The sequence below is a fragment of the Micromonospora chersina genome, assembly GCF_900091475.1.
GTDB lineage: Bacteria > Actinomycetota > Actinomycetes > Mycobacteriales > Micromonosporaceae > Micromonospora > Micromonospora chersina.
Genome location: NZ_FMIB01000002.1, coordinates 913360 through 934886 on the forward strand (window position 1 = coordinate 913360; position 21527 = coordinate 934886).

Annotated in this window: 21 protein-coding genes; 10 read left to right on the forward strand and 11 right to left on the reverse strand. The window is 71.5% G+C overall.

Annotated elements, in window-relative coordinates; translation table 11 throughout:
- Positions 1 to 18: 18 nt before the first annotated feature.
- From GA0070603_RS04190 to GA0070603_RS04215, 6 genes are all read left to right on the forward strand, one after another.
- Positions 19 to 732 (forward strand): hypothetical protein, encoded by a 714-nt coding sequence (locus tag GA0070603_RS04190; RefSeq protein ID WP_091307387.1) that lies wholly within the window; start codon positions 19 to 21, stop codon positions 730 to 732.
- Between the two features lie 94 nt (positions 733 to 826).
- Positions 827 to 1252 (forward strand): MmcQ/YjbR family DNA-binding protein, encoded by a 426-nt coding sequence (locus tag GA0070603_RS04195; RefSeq protein ID WP_091321518.1) that lies wholly within the window; start codon positions 827 to 829, stop codon positions 1250 to 1252.
- A 52-nt stretch (positions 1253 to 1304) separates the two neighbouring features.
- Positions 1305 to 2708: a Si-specific NAD(P)(+) transhydrogenase gene (gene sthA / locus GA0070603_RS04200; RefSeq protein WP_091307391.1), complete on the forward strand. Its 1404-nt coding sequence runs from the start codon at positions 1305 to 1307 to the stop codon at positions 2706 to 2708.
- Between the two features lie 5 nt (positions 2709 to 2713).
- Positions 2714 to 3586: a class I SAM-dependent methyltransferase gene (locus GA0070603_RS04205; protein ID WP_091307395.1), complete on the forward strand. Its 873-nt coding sequence runs from the start codon at positions 2714 to 2716 to the stop codon at positions 3584 to 3586.
- 96 nt (positions 3587 to 3682) lie between these two features.
- Positions 3683 to 4021 carry an ArsR/SmtB family transcription factor gene (locus GA0070603_RS04210; RefSeq protein ID WP_208862797.1) on the forward strand — a complete coding sequence of 113 codons (339 nt, stop codon included), beginning with the start codon at positions 3683 to 3685 and terminating at the stop codon, positions 4019 to 4021.
- Positions 4018 to 4500, forward strand: coding sequence for an SRPBCC family protein (locus GA0070603_RS04215; RefSeq protein ID WP_091307398.1), 483 nt, complete (start codon positions 4018 to 4020; stop codon positions 4498 to 4500). The genes GA0070603_RS04210 and GA0070603_RS04215 overlap by 4 nt, the downstream gene beginning before the upstream one ends.
- Positions 4501 to 4562: 62 nt before the next feature.
- On the opposite strand, the gene GA0070603_RS04220 is transcribed toward GA0070603_RS04215, so the two are convergent.
- The 6 genes from GA0070603_RS04220 to GA0070603_RS04245 form a co-directional block, all read right to left on the reverse strand.
- Complete coding sequence (locus GA0070603_RS04220) at positions 4563 to 5354, reverse strand: S1 family peptidase (RefSeq protein WP_091307403.1); 792 nt, start codon at positions 5352 to 5354, stop codon at positions 4563 to 4565.
- Positions 5355 to 5483: 129 nt separating this feature from the next.
- The gene (locus GA0070603_RS04225; RefSeq protein ID WP_091307407.1) at positions 5484 to 6380 is read right to left on the reverse strand and encodes a bifunctional helix-turn-helix transcriptional regulator/GNAT family N-acetyltransferase; all 897 of its coding nucleotides are present in this window, start codon (positions 6378 to 6380) and stop codon (positions 5484 to 5486) included.
- A gap of 14 nt (positions 6381 to 6394) precedes the next feature.
- Positions 6395 to 7189 carry a class I SAM-dependent methyltransferase gene (locus tag GA0070603_RS04230; protein ID WP_091307411.1) on the reverse strand — a complete coding sequence of 265 codons (795 nt, stop codon included), beginning with the start codon at positions 7187 to 7189 and terminating at the stop codon, positions 6395 to 6397.
- A 36-nt stretch (positions 7190 to 7225) separates the two neighbouring features.
- Entirely contained in the window at positions 7226 to 8185 is a 960-nt protein-coding gene (locus GA0070603_RS04235; RefSeq protein WP_091307413.1) for a ketopantoate reductase family protein, read from the reverse strand.
- An 87-nt stretch (positions 8186 to 8272) separates the two neighbouring features.
- Positions 8273 to 8689, reverse strand: coding sequence for an ester cyclase (locus tag GA0070603_RS04240; RefSeq protein WP_091307416.1), 417 nt, complete (start codon positions 8687 to 8689; stop codon positions 8273 to 8275).
- Positions 8690 to 8840: 151 nt separating this feature from the next.
- Positions 8841 to 10313 (reverse strand): M1 family metallopeptidase, encoded by a 1473-nt coding sequence (locus GA0070603_RS04245; RefSeq protein WP_091307419.1) that lies wholly within the window; start codon positions 10311 to 10313, stop codon positions 8841 to 8843.
- Between the two features lie 150 nt (positions 10314 to 10463).
- Between GA0070603_RS04245 and GA0070603_RS04250 the strand changes: the two genes are divergently transcribed.
- On the forward strand, positions 10464 to 11609 hold the full coding sequence (locus tag GA0070603_RS04250) for a hypothetical protein (protein WP_091307422.1): 1146 nt from the start codon (positions 10464 to 10466) through the stop codon (positions 11607 to 11609).
- Positions 11610 to 11614: 5 nt separating this feature from the next.
- Here GA0070603_RS04250 and GA0070603_RS04255 read toward each other — a convergent pair whose 3' ends face one another.
- A complete protein-coding gene (locus GA0070603_RS04255; protein ID WP_091307424.1) occupies positions 11615 to 12274 on the reverse strand; it encodes a helix-turn-helix transcriptional regulator in 660 nt (219 codons plus the stop codon).
- Between the two features lie 126 nt (positions 12275 to 12400).
- Here GA0070603_RS04255 and folE point away from each other — a divergent pair, with 126 nt between their 5' ends.
- Both folE and GA0070603_RS04265 read left to right on the forward strand, forming a co-directional pair.
- On the forward strand, positions 12401 to 12976 hold the full coding sequence (gene folE, locus GA0070603_RS04260) for a GTP cyclohydrolase I FolE (protein WP_244282387.1): 576 nt from the start codon (positions 12401 to 12403) through the stop codon (positions 12974 to 12976).
- Positions 12977 to 13004: 28 nt separating this feature from the next.
- Complete coding sequence (locus tag GA0070603_RS04265) at positions 13005 to 14225, forward strand: NAD(P)/FAD-dependent oxidoreductase (protein ID WP_091307432.1); 1221 nt, start codon at positions 13005 to 13007, stop codon at positions 14223 to 14225.
- A 49-nt stretch (positions 14226 to 14274) separates the two neighbouring features.
- Here the strand turns inward: GA0070603_RS04265 and pepN are convergent, their stop codons facing one another.
- The gene (gene pepN / locus GA0070603_RS04270) at positions 14275 to 16725 is read right to left on the reverse strand and encodes an aminopeptidase N (RefSeq protein WP_091307436.1); all 2451 of its coding nucleotides are present in this window, start codon (positions 16723 to 16725) and stop codon (positions 14275 to 14277) included.
- A gap of 255 nt (positions 16726 to 16980) precedes the next feature.
- Between pepN and GA0070603_RS04275 the strand changes: the two genes are divergently transcribed.
- A complete protein-coding gene (locus GA0070603_RS04275) occupies positions 16981 to 18246 on the forward strand; it encodes a glycerophosphodiester phosphodiesterase family protein (protein ID WP_091307440.1) in 1266 nt (421 codons plus the stop codon).
- Here the strand turns inward: GA0070603_RS04275 and GA0070603_RS04280 are convergent.
- Genes GA0070603_RS04280 through GA0070603_RS04290 form a run of 3 tightly spaced genes read right to left on the reverse strand, consistent with a single transcriptional unit; the run spans position 18239 to position 21461 of the window.
- On the reverse strand, positions 18239 to 19621 hold the full coding sequence (locus GA0070603_RS04280) for an ABC transporter substrate-binding protein (RefSeq protein ID WP_208862798.1): 1383 nt from the start codon (positions 19619 to 19621) through the stop codon (positions 18239 to 18241). The two genes, GA0070603_RS04275 and GA0070603_RS04280, sit on opposite strands and share 8 nt — an antisense overlap.
- A 47-nt stretch (positions 19622 to 19668) precedes the next feature.
- Positions 19669 to 20499, reverse strand: coding sequence for a carbohydrate ABC transporter permease (locus GA0070603_RS04285; RefSeq protein WP_091307447.1), 831 nt, complete (start codon positions 20497 to 20499; stop codon positions 19669 to 19671).
- The gene (locus GA0070603_RS04290) at positions 20496 to 21461 is read right to left on the reverse strand and encodes a carbohydrate ABC transporter permease (RefSeq protein WP_208862799.1); all 966 of its coding nucleotides are present in this window, start codon (positions 21459 to 21461) and stop codon (positions 20496 to 20498) included. The genes GA0070603_RS04285 and GA0070603_RS04290 overlap by 4 nt, the downstream gene beginning before the upstream one ends.
- Positions 21462 to 21527: the final 66 nt, after the last annotated feature.

A 21527-nucleotide genomic window follows, 5' to 3' on the forward strand; every position in this document is an offset into this window, starting at 1 on the left:
CTGCTGAAACGAGGCGAGATGCGTTGGCTCCGGCAGTTGCTGGGTGGCAGGCGGGTCCAGCTCGATCCGGCGCGGCAGCAGGCGCTGCTGCGCGACGTCCAGCACCGGTACGGCGCCCGGGCCCAGATCCGGTTTCCCGACCAGGTCGAGGCGGTCAGCCGGCTGCTCGCCGACGACGACGGCCTGGTGGTGGCGGCCCGGATAGTGAGTGAGGCCGCCGAGGAGGCCCACGCCGACCTGCGGGCCCAGGCCCACGACGTGTACCGGCGGACGGGCCGGCGGCTCCTGGTGCACCGCGGCAACTACCGGCCGCTGTGGAAGGAGGCCGGCCCCATGCTGCGCTGGCCCCTGTTCGCGCTGCCGAGCGGCTTCCACCCGTACGCCCAGGTGGCCGCCGCCGTCGCGGTGGTCGGCGGCGGGGCGCCCCGGCTCGACCGGGTGACCGACCCGAACCCGCTGGTGACCCGCGTGTTCGAGCTGCTCGACCTCACCACCGCCGGCTGGGAGTTCGGTCGGGTGCGGGTGGACACCGACGCGGCCGCGCTGGCCGATCGTCTGATCTCGACCGCCGGGCAGGTCCTCGCGGCCATGGACGACCCGCCCCGGCTGCCGCCGGCGGTCCGCGAGCTGATGCGCCGCAACAACACCCTGGACGTGTACGACCCGGCGAGCCCCCGGGTGGTCGGCCGGATCAATCCGGGCGCAAGGATGCGCGAGACCCTCCTGGCCTGAGGCCGCCGCGAGAGGCCGTCGTCATCCGCGTGGGTGGTCGTACCTGGGCAGGAGGAGCGCTGAACTGTCGGAGGGGCCGCGTACCGTGCGCCGCGTGACCGATCGTGGCGACGTCCCACCCGAGATCCTCGGTGAGCTCCGGCCCGCCTGCCTCGGCCTGCCGGAAGCCTACGAGGAGCCGGCCTGGGTGGGCACCCGGTGGCGGATCCGCAAGCGGACCTTCGCCCACGTGCTCACCGTCGACCCCGACCACCAGGCCGCCTACGCCCGGGCCGTCGCCAGCGACGAGCCCATCTGCGTGCTGACCTTCCGGTCCCCCGGCGACGAGATCGCCGGGCTGCTCGCCGGCGGCCACCCGTTCTACAAGGCCGACTGGGGCACCGACGTCGTCGTCATGGTGCTCGACGACGGGGTCGACTGGGCCGAGGTCGGCGAACTGCTCACCGAGAGCTACCGCGTCCTGGCCCCGAAGAAGCTGGCCGCGCTTGTCGACCGGCCGGCCGGGCCGCCGCCGCGCTGACGCCCCGGATCGCCTCTGGCGCGCGCCGGGACATGCTGCCACGCTGACGGGTGTGTACGACTACGACCTGCTGGTGCTGGGCTCCGGACCGAGCGGTCAGAAGGCCGCGATCGCCGCGGCCAAGCTCGGCCGGCGGGTCGGCATCGTGGACCGCCGCGACATGATCGGTGGGGTGTGCATCAACACCGGCACCGTCCCCTCCAAGACACTGCGCGAGGCCGTCCTCTACCTGACCGGCCTGAGCCAGCGGGACCTCTACGGCAGCAGCTACCGGGTCAAGGAGGAGATCACGGTCAGCGACCTGGCCGCCCGCACCCAGCACGTGATCAGCCGGCAGACGGACGTCATCCGCAACCAGCTGGCCCGCAACCGGGTCGCGATGATCACCGGCACCGGGCGGTTCGCCGACGCGCACTCGGTCTGGGTCGACGGCGGCTCCGGCCGCGAGTCCCGGGTCACCTTCGACAAGATCGTCATCGCCGCCGGCACCCGGCCCGCCCGCCCGGACAGCGTCGACTTCGACGACCGGACCATCGTGGACTCCGACGGCGTCATCAACCTCCAGGCCGTCCCCCGCAGCATGGTCGTGGTGGGCGCCGGCGTGATCGGCATGGAGTACGCGTCCCTGTTCGCCGCCCTCGGCACCAAGGTGACAGTGGTCGAACGCCGCGACCGGATGCTCGACTTCTGCGACGAGGAGATCGTCGAGTCGCTCAAGTACCACCTGCGGGACCTGTCGGTAACCTTCCGTTTCGGCGAGGAGGTCGCCGCCGTGGAGAAGCACCGGACCGCCGCCCTGTGCATCCTGAAGAGTGGCAAGAGGATCGTCGCCGACACGGTGATGTACTCCGCCGGCCGGCAGGGCCAGACCGACGACCTGGCCCTGGACGCGGCCGGCCTGGCGGCGGACCACCGGGGCCGGATCCAGGTCGACGGGACCTACCGCACCGCTGTCGACAACATCTACGCCGTCGGCGACGTGATCGGCTTCCCGGCGCTGGCGTCCACCTCGATGGAGCAGGGCCGGCTGGCCGCGCAGCACGCCTGCGGCGAGCCGGTCCGCGCGATGCCCGAGTTGCAGCCGATCGGCATCTACACGATCCCGGAGATCAGCTTCGTCGGGAAGACCGAGGAGGAGCTGACCGACAGCTCGACCCCCTTCGAGGTGGGCATCGCCCGCTACCGCGAGCTGGCCCGGGGCCAGATCGTGGGTGACTCGTACGGCATGTTGAAGTTGCTCGTCTCGCCGGACGACGGGCGGCTGCTCGGCGTGCACGTGTTCGGGACCGGCGCCACCGAGATCGTCCACGTGGGGCAGGCGGTGATGGGCTGCGGCGGCACCGTCGACTACCTGGTGGACGCGGTGTTCAACTATCCGACGCTGGCCGAGGCGTACAAGGTGGCCGCCCTGGACGCCGCCAACAAGATCCGCAACATCACCCGGATCGACGGCTGACGGCGATGTCGGGAGCTCCGCGGGCGAGCCGCACCGCCGTGCTGGTGTGCCAGGGTCGCGCCGCCGCGCATGCCCTGATCGCGCCCGGCCGCTTCGCGGATCCCACCGCCCTGGCCCTGCTGCGTCCGGACGAGCGGGAGGCCGTCCAGTGGGTACGCGACGGTGTGCCACCGCGGGCGTGGCGGCAGCGGGTCGACTACGAGACGGTACGCGCCGCCGCCGTACTCATGGCGCCCCGGACGATCGCCATCGACGACGCGATCCGCGCGCACCCGTCCCCGCAGGTGGTGATTCTCGGCGGCGGGCTGGACGGCCGCGCCTGGCGGATGCCGGAACTCGCGGGGGTGGCCGTCTTCGAGGTCGACCAGCCGGCCACCCAGCAGGACAAGCGCGAGCGCGCCGCGGGCCTGTCCGGCACGCCGCCCCGGTACGTGCCGGTGGACTTCGGCCGTGACCGGCTGGCCGCGACGCTGGCGGACCACGGGCACCGCGCCGACCTCGCCACGACCTGGGTCTGGGAGGGCGTCGTGCCGTACCTGACCCGGGCGGCGGTGGCCGCCACGGTCGCGGACGTCGCGGCCTGCTCCGCGCCGGGCAGCCGCCTGGTCGTCAACTTCCAGAGCCCCGCCACCTCGACGGCGCTGGGCCGCGTCGTGGCCCGGCTGCTGACGGCGTCCACCGGCCGGTCGAGCGTCTGGGCGAACGAGCCGTGGCGCTCGACCTGGACCTCCGGCGCCATGACCGCCCTGCTCACCCGCCACGGCTGGACCGTGACCCGCGACGAGGACCTGCTCGACACGGCGCGGGCCCTGGCTCTCCCGGTCCGTCGCGGCACGTCGCTGCGTCACAGCCGGGTGCTGGTCGCCGACCGCCTCTGACCGCCGGCGACGGTCCGCCACCGCCACCACCTGTAGATCCCCTCCCCGCCCTCGCCATCGTTGACATGTGACCATCTGGTCACCTATTCTGGTCTCGTGAGCGACGATGACGATCTGGTGTTCAAGGCGCTCGCCGATCCGACCCGACGCGCCCTGCTCGACCGGCTCTTCGTCCGCGACGGCCAGACGTTGACGGAGCTGGAGTCCGAGCTGGCGATGACCCGTTTCGGTGTCATGAAGCACCTGCGCCTGCTGGAGGACGCCGGTCTCGTGGTCACCAGGCGGCAGGGCCGGGAGAAGCTGCACTTCCTCAACCCGGTGCCGATCCGGTCGATCCACGATCGGTGGATCGACAAGTACACCGAGCACCACACCGCGACACTGCTGGACCTCAAGGCGGAACTCGAACGCGACGACCCGAAGGAGAAGTCATGACCACCACGACGACGACCGGGACGACAAAGGTCTACCGGGTCTACATCAAGGCCACCCCGCAGGCGATCTGGGACGCCATCACCAAGCCGGAGTGGACCCGGAGGTACGGCTACCAGGGCATCGCCGAGTACGACCTGCGGCCGGGCGGCGCCTACCGGGCCCGGGCCATCCCCGAGCACGTGGAGACGGGCATGCCGGAGGTGCCGGTGGAGGGCGAGGTGATCGAGGTGGACCCGCCGGTCCGGCTGGTCCAGACCTGGCGGCCGACGTGGTTGGACGAGCCGGCCACCCGGTTGACGTACGAGATCGCGGAGCGGGGCAACGGCGTCACGTCGCTGACGGTGACCCACGAGCTGGAGGGCGCCCCGCAGACCATGGCGCAGGTCAGCGGTGAGGTCGAGAGCGCCGGCGGCGGCTGGCCCGAGGTCCTCAGCGACCTGAAGTCGCTGCTGGAGACGGGCACGTCGCTCTACGCCTGACCCGTCCCGCAGGCAGGGCGGCCCGGCCGGTCGCAGGCCGGGCCGCCCGTCAGGCCGCGCGGTCAGCCGCCGAGGCTCGCCGCGGCCGACGCGATGGCCGAGGCGAAGTAGCTGACCTGGGTGTAGACACCGGGGTAGTTGGGCCGGGCGCACCCGTTGCCCCAGCTGACGATGCCGACCTGGATCCAGGCGTTGCTGGCGTCGCGGCGGAACATCGGGCCGCCCGAGTCACCCTGGCAGGTGTCCACGCCGCCGCCGGCGTACCCGGCGCAGATCTCCTCTGCGGGGATGATGTCGCCGCCGTAGTTGGCGCTGCAGGTGGCGTCGCTGACGAACGGCACTGTCGCCTTGAGCAGGTACCGCTGCTGCCCGCCCCCTTCGGTCGCCGCGCCCCAGCCGGCGATCGTGAACGTGCCGTTGTCGTAGGCGGTGGTGTTGGCGATCTTCAGGGTGCTCAGGCTGGTGACCGGGGTGGCCAGCCGGATCAGCGCCCAGTCCTTGCCGCTGCCGTTGTAGCCCGGCGCCCGGTAGACGTAGTTCGAGCGGACCGTGATCCGGCTGGACGACTGGAGGTCGACCACGCCCAGGGTCGCCGTGATGCTGGTGTTGGTGCCCGTACGACCGACGCAGTGCGCGGCGGTGAGCACCAGGCGCGGGCTGTACAGCGCGCCGCCGCAGCCCATCGAGAGCCGCACCATGAACGGGAACTCGCCCTGCGCGGCGCGGGTGCCGCCGACGACGTACGGCGTGGGACCCGTGTCGGCGACGGCGGGTGCGGCGAGGGTGAGGCTGCCCGCGGTCACCGCGGCCAACGCGGCGGCCAACAGGCCGGTGAGGGTGCGCCAGCGAACCATGAGTTCCTCCGCATCAGGACCGGTGCGCCTCGGGGAGCGCACCTGGGTCGGGATGGCGGACAGCATATTGATATCAATTGATTCGCCGGCCATACTCTTCGGGTCGTATCGCCCCGATATGCACACCCGTCAGGGCGTCAGGCGCTTCTCGAACCAGTGATGCGCGTAGGGCTCGTCGTTGTACGGCGCGATCTCCCGGTAGCCGGCGGCGCGGTACATGGCGATCGCCTCGGTGAGGTTGCGGTTGGTGTCCAGCCGGACGGCGGTCCAGCCACGCTCGGCGGCGTACCGCTCCAACCGGTCCAGCAGCCGCCGGCCGACGCCGAGCCCGCGGACGCCGTCGGACACCCAGACGCGCTTGATCTCCGCGGGCGCGCCGGCGTGGAGCTTGACCGCCCCGCAGCCGACCGGCTCGCCGTTGAGGGTGGCGAGCAGGAACACGCCGGCGGGCGGAACGAGTTCCTCGTCGCGGACCGGCTTGCTCAGCGCCGGGTCGAACCCGTCGTCGAAGCGCTGCGCGATCTCGCGGGCGTACGCCCGCACGGAGGCGCGGGCCCGGGGGTCCGCCGGTGGGCAGGGCTCGACGACCACCATCGAGCCGACGAGCAGCCGCTCCACCTCGGCCATCGCCGCGACGAGGCGCTCGCGGCGCCGGTCGCTGAGCGGGTCGAGGATGGACCGGGCCAGGTCGTCGGAGCGCTCGTCCAGTTCCGCCCACTCCGACCGGCCGGCCGCGGTGAGCGTGGCGACGCGTACCCGTCCGTCACCGCCGGCCGGGTCGGCCGGGCCGACGCGCACGAGCCCGTCGCCCTCCAGGGTGCGCAGGAGCCGGCTGAGGTACCCGGAGTCCAGCCCGAGCCGGGCCCGCAGGGCCGCGACCTCGGCGCCGTCGGGGCCGATCTCCCACAGCAGCCGCGCCTGGGCGAGGGGCCGGTCGCGGGACATGTACTGGTCGTCGAGAGCGCCCACGCGTTGGGTGACCGTCCGGTTGAACCGCCGCACGGTGGCGATGAGTTCCGGGTTCATATGCCTGACCTTAGTCAGGCTTCATCGCCGGCCGTCCGCGGCCCCGCTCGTCCCACGAGGTGGAACACCCGGCTGAGCTGCCGGTAGGGGTCCCGGACGCTCGCTTCCAGCTCGACTGCGGCCACGGCCGCCACGTCCGTGCTGCCGGACGGCAGGTCCAGCCAGTCGGAGAACAACCAGACGCCGTACCAGTCCTCGGGGTCCACCCCGCCCTGCCGCAGCAGGAGGGACAGGCCCTCGACGGTGTCGCCGCGGGTGCCGACGCCGAGCACCCCGACCTCGCCCGTAGCGTCGAAGGCGGCCAGGGCGTCGGCCCAGCGGCGGTCGAGGGCCGGGCGGACGGCCAGCGTGCGGGCGTTGAGCGCCATGACCGAGAGGACACCTCCGGGTGCGGTGCGGCGGCACAGCGCGGACACCAGCGGCTCGGGCCGCTCCACGTACATGAGCACGCCGTGGCAGAGCACCGCCGCGAACCGCCGCCCACCGGTTGCCGCCTCGGCCTGCTCGCCGGGCGCCTCGACCAGCCGGACCCGCCGCCGGACGTCGGCCGGCTCGTCCCTGAGCCGCTGCTCGGCCTTGGCGAGCATGGCCGGTGACGGGTCCAGGACCGTCACGTCATAGCCGAGTCGGGCCAGCGGCAACGACTGGTGGGCCGCTCCCCCGCCGACGTCGAGGACGCTCGCCGGTGGCTCGGGCAGGTGCCGCAGCAGTTGCGCGTGGAGGACGTACGTCCGCACCTGGCCCTTGACCGAGGCGTACGCGCCTTCCAGGAACGGGTTCGCCAACGCGGCCCAGGGGTCCGACGGCATGGGGGGATTGTGGCATCCGGTCCCCGCCCGCAGGGTTCAGCGTGCCGGCGTGGAGGCCACAGTCGCGATCGTGTCGTGACGTTCGAGCCGCTGTTCGTGCACGCGCAGGGCCACCGTCGTGGCGTCCAGCAGAGGAGTGGGTACGCCGAGCGCGCGGGCCCGCGCCGTGAGGTCACCGAAGATCTGCTCGGCCTCGGTCGGCTGCCCGGCGACCAGGTCCCGGTAGAGCGAGGCGGTGTCGGCCGAGCCGGGCCGGGTCATGAAGGCCCGGACGGTGTCGAGGGTCTGCGTCGGCACCGGATACCCGGCCGCCGCGGCGACGGCCGCGGCCTCGGCGGCGATCTGCGGGCCGAGGCGGTCGCCTCCGGGGGCCGCCATGGCGTCGCCCACCGAGCCGCGCACCAGGGTGTTGAGGGCGCCGAGCGTGCTGATGAATACCCACTTGTGCCACATGGCGGCACGGATGTCCGGCGAGACGGACAGGTCGAAGCCCGCCCCGGACAGCACCTCGGCGATCTGCGCGACGCGCTGCGACGTGCCGCCCCGCTGTTCGCCGACGACGATCTCGGCCAGGGCGCCCAGCCGGACGATGTCACCCTCGGCGTCGAGCGTGGTGAGGACGCGGACCACCCCACCGAGCACCGCGTCCTGCCCGAACCGCTCGTTCAGCGCGTCCATGTGCGCCATGCCGTTCAGGAACGGGATCACCGTGGTACGCGGACCGACCGCGGCGGACACGTCGTCGAGCGCCGCCGGCAGCGCGGTGGCCTTCACCGAGACGAGGACGATGTCGTAGTGCCCGTCGACGTCGGCGGCGGTGAGCAGCCGTGGCGTGAGCACGGTGTCGGTCCCCAGGCCGGTGATGCGCAGTCCCCGCTCGCGGAGCACGTCGGCGCGCCGGGACCGGACGAGGAAGGTGACGTCCCGGCCGGCCTGCTGGAGCTGGGCGCCGAAGTAGCCTCCGGTCGCTCCCGCCCCGACGACAAGAATCCTCACTGCTGGACCTCTCCTCCGGCGTCTCGTGGTTCAGGTGTGCTGCGGAACGGGACGCGTCGTGGCCGACTCCACCACGGCGGCCACGCGTCAGGCGGCGAGCTGCGCGCGCAGTCCCCACCTGTCGATCTGGATCCAGTACTCCGCGATCCTCCCGTCGGCGACCCGGTACACACAGCTGGTCACCTGAGTGACGGGCCGGCCGGTGGGGGCGATGTCGTCGACGTTGCCGACGTGGACGCCGTTCTGGGTCCAGCGCGCGTACACCTTGTCGCCGGAACCGAACAGCTCGTCGATCTCCAGGCGGAACGGACCGTAGGCCGCGAGCATCTCCTCGACGTGCTCGGCGTACTCCCGCGGCGTGCGCGTGATCGTCGCCGGGTCCTCGGCCTGCACCTGGTGGGCGATCACCGTGGTCGCCATCAGCCGGTCGGCCTGGCGCGGATCGGCTCCCGACCGGACGACCCGCAGAAAGTCCCGCACCACCGACACCGGATCATGGCTCATGCGTCGATTCTGGTCGACGTGATCGTTCCGGCAAGGCCGGCGATGCGATATGTGTGTGCCGTCACCAGCCGGCCCGGAGATCGGCCGGCGGCCGGCGAGGCACCGTGGCCCCGCCGGCCGTTGCGGCGTCGTCGTTGTCGGGCGGCCCCGGTCAGGTGGCCTTGATCGGCTTCGGCGTGGTCTTCGAGTCCAGCCAGGTGTTGATGAGCTTGGTGAAGTCGCGTCCGGTCTGCTTGTTGACGAAGGCGATGAACGACGCACGGTCCTGCTGGGTGTTGCGCTGGTCCTGCACCCAGGCGCGGGCCAGCGCGAAGAACGCCTTGTCACCCAACTGGCGGTGGATCTCGTGGAGCATGGCCTCCGGGCACAGGTAGACGTTGCCCTCGGCGAAGTTCTTCGGGTTGGGCTTGCCGGGCGGGCCGAGCTTCTTGCGCATGGCGGCGTCGGCGTCGCGCAGGTACCGGTCCAGGCTGGCGTCGCTGAGGTGCAGGGTCTCCTTGGTGTACAGGTCCTGGGCGTACTGGGCCCAACCCTCGTTCAGCCACAGGTCGGTCCAGGTGGTCGGCGTCACCGAGTCGCCGAACCACTGGTGGGCGTACTCGTGCAGCAGGTCACCTCCCCAGCGGTCCCGGCGGGCCTTGGTGTTCTCGATCTTCCGGCCCATCGTGATCATCTGCTGCGTCTCCATCCCGGACGCCGAGTCCACCACCACGACCCCACCGGACGGGAACGGGTACGGCCCGAACTTCTTCTCCAGCCAGGCCAGGTACTGGGGGGACTTCTTCAGGTACGGCAGCAGCTTGTCGTCGGCGCCCTTGCGGTACCAGAAGGTCAGTGGGACGCCTCGGGGCCCCTTGGCGGTCAGCTTCTGGTACCTCCCGACCGCCAGGGTGGTCAGGTAGGACGCGACAGGGTCGGCGCTGCGGTAGGTGAACGTGGTCCCGGACTGCCCGGCCGGGGTGCCGCTGGCGATCGCGGACCAGCCCGCCGGGACGGTCACCTTGATGTCGTAGAGGGCCTCGTCGGACGGCTGGTCGTTGGCCGGGTACCAGGTGAAGGCCCCGAACGGCTCCTGCATCGTCCAGAGGCCGCCCTCCTTCGTGACGGTGAGGCCCAGGGCCTCCACGTCCTTGCGGTGCGACGGCATCGGCGTGGTCTTCGGCGTACCGTGGTACTTGACCACCAGCGTCACCGGCTTGTCGGCGACGACCGGCGCGGTCACGGTCAGCTTCTCCTTGGCGACGGCGCCGGTGACCGTCGCGTCGTCCAGCGTCACCCCGTCGACCTGGTAGGGCATGAAGTCGAGGACCAGGCTGGGAGCGTCCTTGGTGGGCCGGATCCGCAGGGTGGCGGTGCCCGTGAGGGTCTTCGTCGTGGGCGCCCAGTCCAACGCGAGGTCGTAGTGCAGGACGTCGAGGGCATCCGTGCCCCGGGCCGGGTAGATCGTGTCGGCCACCGGAGTCGAGCGCCCGGCCTGCCAGGCGGTGTAGTCGACCGCGGGCGCGGTGGGGCTCGGCGTGGTCGTGGGGGTGGACGGGCCGGCGGCCGGGGCGGCCGGATCGCTGGTGCACGCGGTGACGAGCAGCGGTGCGAGGAGCAGGGTCAGGGGTACGCGGCGACGCATCAGCGCACCATACGGCAGAGATCCACTTCCGTGGGGGGCCCTCGTCGGTTGGCGCCTTTTGCGGCTTTGCCAGATTGGCACAACCCCTCTGGCCAGCGGGCACGTCCCGCAGCAGGATGAGGGCGAGGCTCTGATGGGCGGGTGGTTCCCATGGTCGGCACCGACCAGACAGTCCACAACTTCCGCCGGTTTCCCGTGGCGGCCCGGCGGTCGGCGGAGGCCGCGGCGGAGGAACGTGACAAACGCCTGCAGGCGGTCACGAAGAAGCGCAGCCGCAGGGCGGCGAAGCTGTCGGCGGAGGCGAGCCGGCGGCTGCGACGCCTGCTGGGCGACGACGACTGGGCGGAGCTGCGCGAGTTGATGCGGCAGGAACGGATGACCGTTCGTGACCTGATCCAGCCGCCCGAGGGGTTGACGACGAGCTACGACGCGGTGAACCGGGCCCGGCGACGGAAGGCCAGGGCGTTCCTGCGCAGCCGTGACATCCGGCGTGAGGCGATCGTCGCCATAGCGGCCGACTACCACGAGGCCCTTGCCGACGTGTTCGCCGCCGACGAGAACGTCGGTCCCGGCTTCCACCTGGGGCACCACCTCGACACGTGGTTGAACCTGTCCCCCTTCCACGACCGCGCTCTCCCCTGGGGTGTCTTCGAACCGGACGACAGCGACGACCCGCACCGGTGGGAGGTCTTCCGGCCGCCCTTCTTCGGGTTCAATCTCGGCTTCGTCCCGGTGCGCAACGACAACTTCGTGGTCGACCGCGTCCACACCCTGAACCCGTCGGTCGGGGACGTGGGCATCTCTATCACCATGAAGGACGATGACGCCGGCGACTTCGACTACGCGTCCGGTGACGGCTTCAGTGCCATCGCGTTCGCGTTCGTCCCGCCGACGACGGGTCTGGTCGAGGTGCTCATCGACGCGCAGTGCGTCGAGGCGACGCACCGGCTGGACACCACCGACGAGTGGGGCTGGTCGAACTCCCACACCAGCCAGCAGAACTTCCTCATGCTCGACGTGCTGCACCCCGACGTGGCCGAGCCGTCGTACGCCGCGATGTCGACCCTGGACGAGACCACCGACGACGACGAGAGCTTCCACCAGGAGAAGCTGACCCGCGGCACCCACTACTTCGCGCAGCTGTTCAGCGCCGGACCGGTGCCGGCGGGCGAGTCGGTGATCGTCTGCGCCGGCACGCGCTCCTTCGACAAGAGCGGCACCAACGACGTGTCCATCGACAGCACGTCCGACTTCCGGTGGTACATCAGCTCGGTCGAGGTGCGCATCTCACCGTGACCGGCTCAGCTGCCCGGGACACCGTCCAGCCGGACGCAGCAGGCCCCGGGACGCGGCGCGAGCCGGGGCAGCAGGTCGCCGCGCCCCGCGCCGTCGACCAGGCCGGCGAGGAAGGCGTGGTTGAGCCCGCACACCAGCGCGGTCTGCCGGGTGGCCAGGACGTGGAACGGGCAGTTGCCCAGCAGCACGTGCTCGTCGAGCGCCTCGGGCTCGAAGCCGAGGCCGGCGAGCGCGGCGACGAGGTCCTCGCCGGAGTCGCGTACCCGTGCTCCGATCTCCTGACCGCGTCGTCGGGCGTGCCGGCGCGCCGCCTCGGGGGCGTCGTGGGGGTCGTCGGCGACCGCGTCGGCGAGGATCTCGGCGATGAGTTCGTAGCGCCGCTCGGGAACGGTGATCGCCACGCCGTCGCCGGTCGCCTCGTAGACCTTCGGCGTCCGGCCGCGGCCGCGGGGCTGGTCGGCCGGTGTCCCGTAGCGGGCTCGGAGGAGGCCGGACTCGACGAGCTTGTCGAGGTGGAACGCCGTGAGGTTGCGGGACATGCCGTGCGCCTCGGCGGCCTCCTCGCGGGTGACGGGGTGGTCGGCGCGGCACACGTAGTCGTAGAGCGCCCGTCGGGACCTGTCGACGAGCGCGGCCATCGCGTTCCAGCGCTCGCCCGTGCTCATGCCGAAAGGTTATCACCAATGAAGGCTATTGAAATTCGGGACGCGGTGGGGCAGCATGATCGCTATCACCAATGAGCGTTGGTGAAAATCTCCTGGGGGGTCCGAGTGACTGTCAGCGCGCTCCGAGTGCAGCACCAGCGTCCGCGTCGCGATCCGGCCGCCGCGGAACGGGCGGCGGCGGAATTCCTGGCCGCGCTCGGCGTGGACCTCTCCGCCGACGGGCTCGCCGACACCCCGGGGCGGATGGCCCGCGCCTACGCCGAACTGCTCACCCCGCGCGAGTTCCAGCTGACCACCTTCGCCAACGACGAGGGCTACGACGAGCTGGTGCTCGCCCGGGCCATCCCGATCCGGTCGCTCTGCGAACACCACCTGCTGCCGTTCGTCGGCGTCGCGCACGTCGGCTACCTGCCCGGCGAGCGCATCCTGGGGCTGTCCAAACTGGCCCGGGTGGTCGAGCTGTTCGCCCACGGCCCGCAGGTCCAGGAGCGCCTGACCAAGCAGATCGCCGACTGGCTGACCGGCCAGCTGCGCCCGCGCGGGGTCGGCGTGGTCATCGAAGCCGAACACCTGTGCATGACGCTGCGCGGCGTCCAGGCGGTCGGCAGCAGCACCATCACCTCCACCCTGCTCGGCACCCTGCGCGACGACCACCGCTCGCGCGCCGAGTTCTTCACCCTGGCCGGGGTCGGCCCCCGCTGACCGACGTACCCCGAAAGGAGCTGGACCGATGTCGAACACCGGCACGTTCGTGATCGTGGGCGCCGGGCTCGCCGGCGCGCGGGCCGCGCAGACGCTGCGGGAGGAGGGCTTCGACGGCGGCATCGTCGTGATCGGCGAGGAGCCGGAGCGACCGTACGAGCGGCCGCCGCTGTCCAAGGGCCTGCTGACCGGCGGCGCCGAACCCGACAGCGTGTACGTGCACGACGCCGGGTGGTACGCCGCGCACGACGTCGACCTGCGCACCGACACCCGCGCCGTCGCCGTCGACCGGTCCGCCGGCGAGGTCCGGCTCGCCGACGGCCGGCACCTCCGGTTCGACAAGCTGCTGCTGGCCACCGGCGCCACGCCCCGCGACCTCGCCGCGCCCGGCGTCGACCTGGACGGGGTGCTGCGGCTGCGTACGCTCGCCGACAGCCGCCGGATCGCCGCGACGCTTGTCGACGGCGCGCACCTCGTGATCGTCGGCGCCGGATGGATCGGCCTGGAGGTCGCCGCGGCCGCCCGGCAGCGCGGCGTCACCGTCGACGTGGTCGAGACGGCCGCCCTGCCGTTGCGCCGCGTCCTCGGCGACGAGATCGCCCGGGTGTTCGCCGACCTGCACCGGGACCACGGCGTCACCTTCCACTTCGGCGCCGAGATCCACGAGATCCGCGGCGCCGGCCGCGTCTCCTCGGTCCGGCTGGTCGACGGCACCGAACTGCCGGCCGACGCCGTGGTGGTGGCCGTGGGCGTACGGCCGAACACCGACCTGGCCGCGGCGGCGGGCCTCACCGTCGAGAACGGAATCGTCGTCGACGCGTCCCTGCGCACCGCCGACCCGGAGATCCACGCCGCCGGCGACGTCGCCAACGCCTACCATCCCGTGCTGCGCCGGCACCTGCGCGTCGAGCACTGGGCCAACGCCCTGCACGGCGGCCCGGCGGCGGCCCGCGCCATGCTGGGACAGCCCGTCAGCTACGACGCTCTGCCCTACTTCTACACCGACCAGTACGACCTGGGCATGGAGTACGTGGGACACGCGCCGCCCGGGGCGTTCGACCGGGTCGTCGTCCGGGGCGACCTCGCCAAGCGGGAGTTCATCGCCTTCTGGACGGCGCGCGGACGGGTGCTCGCCGGCATGAACGTCAACGTGTGGGACGTGGTCCCGTCGATCCGGCGGCTCGTCGCGGCCGGTCCCGTGGACCTCGACCGGCTGGCCGACCCCGACGTGCCGCTCGACGAGCTGTAGCCGGCCACGCATCGGTGACCCGGCCGGCCGATTCCGCGCGCCCGGTGCCCTACCCGCGTCGGGCCCTCAGCATCCGGCGCAGCTCGTCGACGCGCTCCCGCACGCTCTTCGACACCAGGGCGCTGACGCCCTCGCGATCCGCCGTCTCCTCGAGCCGGTCGGCCACCGAACCGTCCACTCCGACCGCGGGGAACATCCCCGACGACAACACCAGCGCCCACAGCATGCCGCCCTCGTGCATCGAGGGCACCGCCGCGATGTAGGCATCCGCGAACGGGCGGAGCACGTCTCCCGCAGACGGGCGCCAGAAGGCACGACCCGCCTCTCGCATCATTCCCGCAGGCACCCGCCGCTGCTCGACGAGCGCCTCCCAGGCTGCCCGCTTGGCCTCGGGAGTGGGTTGCGCCGCCCGCACCAGCACGGCCTTGATCCAGGCATCGGGATTGGGGTCCTCGCGCTCCAGAGCGTCGACCTCGGCCGGATCGACCTGGCCGAGTTCGGCCAGCCGGGACAACCTCCGCCACCTCAGGTCCGGCGTGGTCGCCCGCTCCGCGAGCTGCGACAACTGCTGCGGCGTGGTGGCGGTCCGGGCCAGCGTCCGCAGCGCCACCTGCTCCCGGGCCGGGTCAGTGGCCAGGGCGAGACAGGTGTCCGCGATCGAGGCGAGCAGCTCGTTGCGGGTGCTGTCGGGCGACCAGTACTCCCCCGCCCGCACGGCGAGCGTCAACAGCGGCTCCACCACCGCGTCCGTCGACTCCCGCAGCAGCGCTCCGGTGGCACAGCGCACGAAGTCCTCCGTGGCGACCTCCCCGGTGGTGAGCATGTCCCAGACCGTGGTGACCGCCAGCATCCGCGCCGTCGCCGTCGGAAGCTGGCCGGCGCGGTCGACCAGGGTACGGAGGGTGGAGGGCTCCGGCCGGACCGAGGCGAACGTCAGGTCGCCGTCGTTGAGCAGCACCAGATCCGCCTCGTCGAGAGAGAGCGGCGTGAACTCCGCGCGGACCTCCACCGGGGCGGACGCGCGGAGCGTGAAGGTGTCCTCCCGGCCGTCGTACAGCCCGATCCGCAGCACGTGCGGTCGCGGCTCGGCCCCTGCGGGCCCGACGGCACGCAGTGCCAGGTTGTCGCCGTGCCGCTCCAGCGTGAGCCGGTCGGTCCCGGAGGTCTCCAGCCAGGTCTTGCGCCAGGACGCCAGGTCGCGCCCGCTCACGCCCTCGAGTTCGGCGAACAGGTCCTCCAGCGTGGCGTTCCCCCACACGTGCCTGCGGAAGTACGCCCGCAGCCCTTCGACGAACCGGTCCTCACCGACGTACGCGACGAGCTGCTTGAGCACGCTCGCACCCTTCGGATAGGTGATCGCGTCGAAGGTGGCGGCGGCCGCGTCGGTGTCCGCGATCGGCTGCCGGATCGGATGCGTGGTCGGCGCCTTGTCGGCGAGGTAGGCCGACTGCTTGTCGTTCGCGAGGAACGTGGTCCAGATGCCGGTGAACTCCGTGGCGTTCGCCGCCGACCAGGCGCAGGCCCAGTCGGCGAAGGACTCGTTGAGCCACAGGTCGTCCCACCAGCGCATCGTCACCATGTCGCCGAACCACATGTGCGCCATCTCGTGCAGCAGGACCTGGGCCCGCAGCTGACGCTCCACGAATGTGGGCGGCTCCCGGTAGACGAAGACGTCCGACCAGGTGACGCACCCGTAGTTCTCCATGGCGCCGCCGAACTCGGGCATGAACACCTGGTCGTAGCGGCGCTGCGGAAACGGCAACGCGAACCGCTCCCCGTAGAAGGCCAGCCCTGCCGCCGTGATGGCGAACAGCTCCTCCGCGTCCCGGTCGAGCATCGACGCCAACGACGCGCGCGCGTAGAGGCCGAGGTCGTAAGCCCCTCGCTGCGAGCGCAGCTCGTGGAGCGGCCCGGCGTTGACGACCGGGATGTACGTCGACATCGGCGGCGTGTCCGGGAAGGCCCACGTCCTGGCGCCGTCCGACGGCTCACTCACCGTGGGGTCACCGGAGTTGCTCAGCACCGTCCAGTCGACCGGGGCGGTGACGGTGATCGCGAAGGGCGCCTTCAGGTCGGGCTGGTCGAAGCACGCCCAGGCTCGGCGAGCGTCGTCGGGTTCGAAGGTCGTCCAGACGTAGACCATGCCGTCCGACGGGTCCACCGCCCGGTGCACCCCCGAACCGCGGTCGGTCTGACGCTGCACGGAGGTGACGACGAGAGTGTTCCGCTCCGTCAGGCCGGTCAGGGCGATGCGCCCGTCCCGGACGGTGTCCGGGCCGATCGGCTCGCCGTTGAGCGTGGCCTCTTCCACCTCGGCGACACAGTCGACAAACGTCCCGGCGCCGGGCGTCAGGCAGCGGAAGGTGATCGTCGAGGTCGCCCGGAACTCGCCCCCCGCCAGCATGCCGGTGAGATCGACGGCGATGTCGTACCTCTCGACCGTGAGCAGCGCGGCACGTTCCCGCGCCTCATCCTGCGTCAGACTGGCTGCCCCCGCCATGCTGTGCCCCTCTCACGTCTTGGACCGCTCACACGCTATGGCCCGGCGAGGATGCCTGTCGAGGCTGTTTGTCCCGGGGCAGAACCGCTCGCTGCGCGCCGGCCGGCTGATCCCGCGGCCGCCCGCACGTCCGCGGCACGTGCCCGTCGACCAGGTCCGGCTGGCCTCGGCGGTTCCTCGTGGGAGGTCCACGCCGAATCTCGGTAGGGTCGGACGGTAGCCGGAGGCGTCGGCCCGTTCGCAGGGAGTTTGTTCATGCACACGAGTCCGTCATCGGGGCCCGGCCTCCGGGCCGGGCCGGCGACGGCGCCGGCTCCCCGGGCGGGCTCGACACCGCCGGCCAGCCGTGGCGGCCGGCGCGCCGCGACGTACGCGCACCGCGGGTCGTCCGGAATGGCGCCGGAGAACACCGCGGCCGCCTTCGAGCTCGCGATCGCCGAGGGCGCCGACTACGTCGAGACCGACGTCCAGCTCAGCGCCGACGGGGAGCTGGTGATCATCCACGATGTGACCCTCGCCCGCACCACCGACGCACAGCGGGTGTTCGCCGACCGCCCACCCTGGAACGTGCACGACTTCACCCTCGCCGAGCTGAGGAAGCTCGACGCCGGCGGGTGGTACGCGGCCGAGTTCACCGGCCAGCGCATCCTCACCCTCGACGAACTGCTCGACCTGCTCGGGGACCGGGTCGGGCTGAACCTCGAACTGAAGTCCCCCGCGGTGAATCCCGGGCTGGCGCGGGCGGTCGTCGCCCGGCTGCGCCGACGCCGAGACTGGCTCACGCCGGGCGCCCGCCCGCGGCCGCTGATCGTCGGGTCCTTCGACGAGCAGGCCCTCCAGGACGTCCACACGCAGCTGCCCGACGTCCCGGTCTCGCTGATCACCTACGACGTGCCGGCGGGCGGGAGGTTGACGGACCTCGCCGGGTGGATCTTCTCGGTCAACCCGGACATCCGCCGGCTGCGGCCCGAGGACGCGGCCCGTGTCGTCGAGGCGGGCCTGGCCCTGGTGCCGTGGACGGTCGACTCGCCGGAGCTCTGGCGGTGGGCCCTGGACCTCGGCGTCGACGGCATGATCACCAACTATCCGTCCGCCCTGAACGACCTGCTGGACGGGCGGGGCCCGGCACGGGGCGCGACGGGCGTGGTCATCGAGGACATCCGGTACCACTCCCCCGGCGAGCACGCCGTGCTGCGCAACGTCTCCGACCAGCCGGTGGACGTCAGCGGCTGGTACCTGCGCAACCAGGCGTCCCACCGGATCGTGGTGGGCGACAACCACGTCATCCCGCCGGGCGGGCTGCTGCGGGTGCACACCGGCCCGGGCGACGACGACTCGACCGCCTACCACGACGGGCGTGCCAGCGCGTTCTGGAACAGCACCAACGGGGACTCCGCCGGGTTGCACCGCGCCGACGGCGTCATCGTCGACCTCTACGCCTACGTCATCCGAGCCGACGGAGACACGGAGTGGGGCCGGCTCCCCGGAGCCGGCCCCACTCACGACCCGCCGGTCAGCTGACCGACTTGTTGTAACTGTCGATCGCGGGCTTCACGCTCGCCGCGGCGTCCTTCATGGCCTGGTCGGCCGGCTTGCTGCCGACGATCGCCGCCTCCAGGCCGTCCTCGGACGCCTTGCGGGCCTGCGGCATGACGCCGAGCAGGCAGCCGGCCGACGCGACCGACGGCGGCAGGGCGTGCAGCTGGTCCACGGCGGTCTTGAACTGCGGGTACTGCGCCACCCAGTCCTTGTCGATCTGCTCGTCGAGCGCCTTGGCGTTGACCGGCACGTAGCCCGTGCCGGTGTGCCACTTGGCCTGCTGGGCCGGGCTCGAGGCGAACTTCACGAACTCCCAGGCGGCCCGCTTCTCCTTGTCGCTGTGCCCGACGCCGTTGATCCACAGGGAGGCGCCACCGATGATCGGCCCGCCCGTGGCCGAGCTGCTCGCCTTCGGGTACGGCGCGGTGAGCACGGTGAACTTGCCCTTCGCCGCGTCGATGTAGCCCCGCATGGCGCCCGTGGACTCCAGGTGCATGGCCACCGTGCCGGCCTTGAAGGCGGCCTGGGCGTCGTCGGTCTTGCGGCCGGTGTTCGTGGCGTAGCCGCCCTTCACCAGGTCCGCCCACCACTGCGCGACACGCACGCCGGTCTCCTGGTCGAACTGCACCTTCGTGGCGAGGCCCTTGCGGCCGTTGCCGTTGTCGCAGTACTCCTTGCCGTCGGTGGCGATGAGCTGCTCCACCAGCCAGCCGTAGATGGCCGCGCCGAAGCCGTACTGGACGGTCTTGCCGCCGGCGTCCTTGATCGTCAGCTTCTTCGCCAGCTCCCCGATCTCGTCGAGGTTCTGCGGCGGCTTCGTCGGGTCGAGGCCGGCCTTCACGAAGGCTTCCTTGTTCAGGTACAGCAGCGGGGTGGAGGTGTTGAACGGCATCGACTGGAGCTTGCCGTCGATCGAGTAGTAGTTGGCGATGTTCGGTTCGATGTCGCCCGCGTTGTACTTGTCCTTGTCGATGAACTTGTACATCGGCACGGTCTGCTTGGAATCGACCATGAAGCGGGAGCCGATGTCGTAGATCTGCACCAGCGCGGGGGTGTTCTTCTGCTGCACCGCCGCCTTGTACTTCGCGATCGTCTCGTCGTAGTTGCCCTGGAAGACGGCCTTGACCTCGACCTTGCCACCGCTCTGGGCGTTGAAGTCGGCGACCAGCTTGTCGATCGCCGCGGCGTTGGCGCCCTTCATCCCGTGCCAGAACTCGATGGTGGTCTTGTCGGTGGCCTTCTCGAGCACCTCCGCGCCGGGCGCTTCGAGGGCGTCCTTGCCGGAATCGGTGCCGGACCCGGACCCACCACACGCCGTCAGCGCGGCGGCGGCGACCAGGGCGACGAATGCCGTCATGCTCCGGCGGAGCCTAGGTTGTCTCACGGGTTTCTCCTCTTTGAGAATTAACGCAGCGCGCCGGCCGTGAGGCCGCGGACGATGTAGCGCTGGCCGAACAGCACGACGGCCAGGGTGGGGAGCAGGGACAGCGCGACGCCGGCGAGGACCAGGCCCGGCTGCGCCACCTCGGCGTCGTTGAGCTGCGAGATGCCGATCTGCAGGGTCTGGAAGTCGGAGTCGCGGATCAGGATCAGCGGCCAGAAGTACTGGTTCCACGCCGAGAGGAAGACGTAGACCCCGACCGCGGCGATCGACGGCTTGGACAGGGGCACGATGACCCGCCACAGCAGGCGCCAGTGGCCGCACCCGTCGATCACCGCGGCGTCCCGCAACTCGGTCGGGAACTGCAGGAACGCCTGGCGCAGCAGGAACGTGCCGAACGCCGAGGCGAGGAAGGGCAGCACGAGGCCGAGGTAGGTGAGGCCGCCCCGCGCCAGGCCCCAGCCGGAGATGGCCAGGTAGTTGGGGATGATGATCGCCTCCCACGGCACCATGAGGGTGGCGAGGAACAGCGCGAAGGTCACCGCCTTCGCCGGCAGGCGAAGGAACGCGAAGGCGTACGCGGCCAGGATGCTCGTGACGATCTGGGCCACCGTGATGACCCCGGCCTGGACGGCGGAGTTGACGTAGAAGCGGCCGAGCGGCACCGAGTCGAAGACGTCACTGATGTTCTTCCAGTGCAGTTCGTGCGGCACCAGCGCGGGTGGGTAGGTCGCCAGGTCACCGGGGCCCATCACGGCGCCGACGAAGCCGTAGTAGATGGGGAACAGGACCGGGATCGCGGCCAGGCCGAGCACGACGTAGACGGCGACCTGCCCGAAACTGAGCTTCTTCATCGATAGTGGACCCGCCGCTCGAGGATGCCGAACTGGACGGCCGTGCAGGCGAGCATGACGACCAGCAGCACGACGGCCTGGGCGCTGGCTGATCCGAAGTCGGAGGACCCGAAGGCGAACGCCTTCTCGTAGATCGAGTAGACAAGCGTCGTGGTGGCCTGGTCCGGGCCGCCCTTGGTCAGGATGTGGATCTGCCCGAAGCTCTGCAGCGCGTGGATCGTGGACACCACGACGAGGAAGAACAGCTGGGGAGACAGCAGCGGCACGGTGATCCGGGACGCCAACCGCCAGCCGGTCGCGCCGTCCAGCCGTGCCGCCTCGACCACCTCGGGTGAGATCGCCGCGACGCCGGCGGAGAGCACGAGGACGTTGTAGCCGAAGTTCATCCACACCGTCGCGGCGGCCACGGCGGGCAGCGCGATCGACGGGTCGGTGAGCCAGTTGACCCGGTCTATCCCGACGGATCCGAGCACGCCGTTGGCCACGCCGATCGCCGGGTTGTAGATGACGGCGAAGACGACCGACGCGGTGGCCACCGAGAACGCGAACGGCAGCGCGAACGCGGTGCGCAGCACGCGTACGCCGCGGATGCGCGCCTCCAGCAGCAGCACCACGACCAGCGCGCCCAGGACGGCCGGCACCACGGAGAACAGCGTGAACAGGCCTGTGGTGGCGAGCACCTTGCCGAACTCGGCGGACAGCATCTCCCGGTAGTGCTCGGCGCCGACGTACACCGACGGGGCGCCGAAGAGGTCGTTGCCGTGCACGGACAGGTAGAGCGTGCGTCCCAGCGGCCAGAACACGAACAGCGCGAAGACGACGACCGACGGGAGCAGGAGCAGCCAGCCGAGACCGGTTTCGGCGAAGCGCGCCGGCTCCCGTCGGCGGACGGTGGAGCGTGTGGACTCTGTGGTCGGCGCGCGGTCGTCCGGTGGGGCGCTGACGGTAGGCGGGGGCGGCACGGCAGCACAGTATCGAAACAAATCCTTCTGCGCAGGACTCGGAGCTGGAAGTTCTTTCCGGCGGCG

Coding starts and splice junctions, on each gene's coding strand:
- GA0070603_RS04190 (WP_091307387.1), top strand. CDS start 19: ATGCGTTGGCTCCGGCAGTTGCTGGGTGGCAGGCGGGTCCAGCTCGAT.
- GA0070603_RS04205 (WP_091307395.1), top strand. CDS start 2,714: ATGTCGGGAGCTCCGCGGGCGAGCCGCACCGCCGTGCTGGTGTGCCAG.
- GA0070603_RS04215 (WP_091307398.1), top strand. CDS start 4,018: ATGACCACCACGACGACGACCGGGACGACAAAGGTCTACCGGGTCTAC.
- GA0070603_RS04220 (WP_091307403.1), bottom strand. CDS start 5,354: ATGGTTCGCTGGCGCACCCTCACCGGCCTGTTGGCCGCCGCGTTGGCC.
- GA0070603_RS04225 (WP_091307407.1), bottom strand. CDS start 6,380: ATGAACCCGGAACTCATCGCCACCGTGCGGCGGTTCAACCGGACGGTC.
- GA0070603_RS04230 (WP_091307411.1), bottom strand. CDS start 7,189: ATGCCGTCGGACCCCTGGGCCGCGTTGGCGAACCCGTTCCTGGAAGGC.
- GA0070603_RS04240 (WP_091307416.1), bottom strand. CDS start 8,689: ATGAGCCATGATCCGGTGTCGGTGGTGCGGGACTTTCTGCGGGTCGTC.
- GA0070603_RS04245 (WP_091307419.1), bottom strand. CDS start 10,313: ATGCGTCGCCGCGTACCCCTGACCCTGCTCCTCGCACCGCTGCTCGTC.
- GA0070603_RS04250 (WP_091307422.1), top strand. CDS start 10,464: ATGGTCGGCACCGACCAGACAGTCCACAACTTCCGCCGGTTTCCCGTG.
- GA0070603_RS04255 (WP_091307424.1), bottom strand. CDS start 12,274: ATGAGCACGGGCGAGCGCTGGAACGCGATGGCCGCGCTCGTCGACAGG.
- GA0070603_RS04265 (WP_091307432.1), top strand. CDS start 13,005: ATGTCGAACACCGGCACGTTCGTGATCGTGGGCGCCGGGCTCGCCGGC.
- pepN (WP_091307436.1), bottom strand. CDS start 16,725: ATGGCGGGGGCAGCCAGTCTGACGCAGGATGAGGCGCGGGAACGTGCC.
- GA0070603_RS04275 (WP_091307440.1), top strand. CDS start 16,981: ATGCACACGAGTCCGTCATCGGGGCCCGGCCTCCGGGCCGGGCCGGCG.
- GA0070603_RS04280 (WP_208862798.1), bottom strand. CDS start 19,621: ATGACGGCATTCGTCGCCCTGGTCGCCGCCGCCGCGCTGACGGCGTGT.
- GA0070603_RS04285 (WP_091307447.1), bottom strand. CDS start 20,499: ATGAAGAAGCTCAGTTTCGGGCAGGTCGCCGTCTACGTCGTGCTCGGC.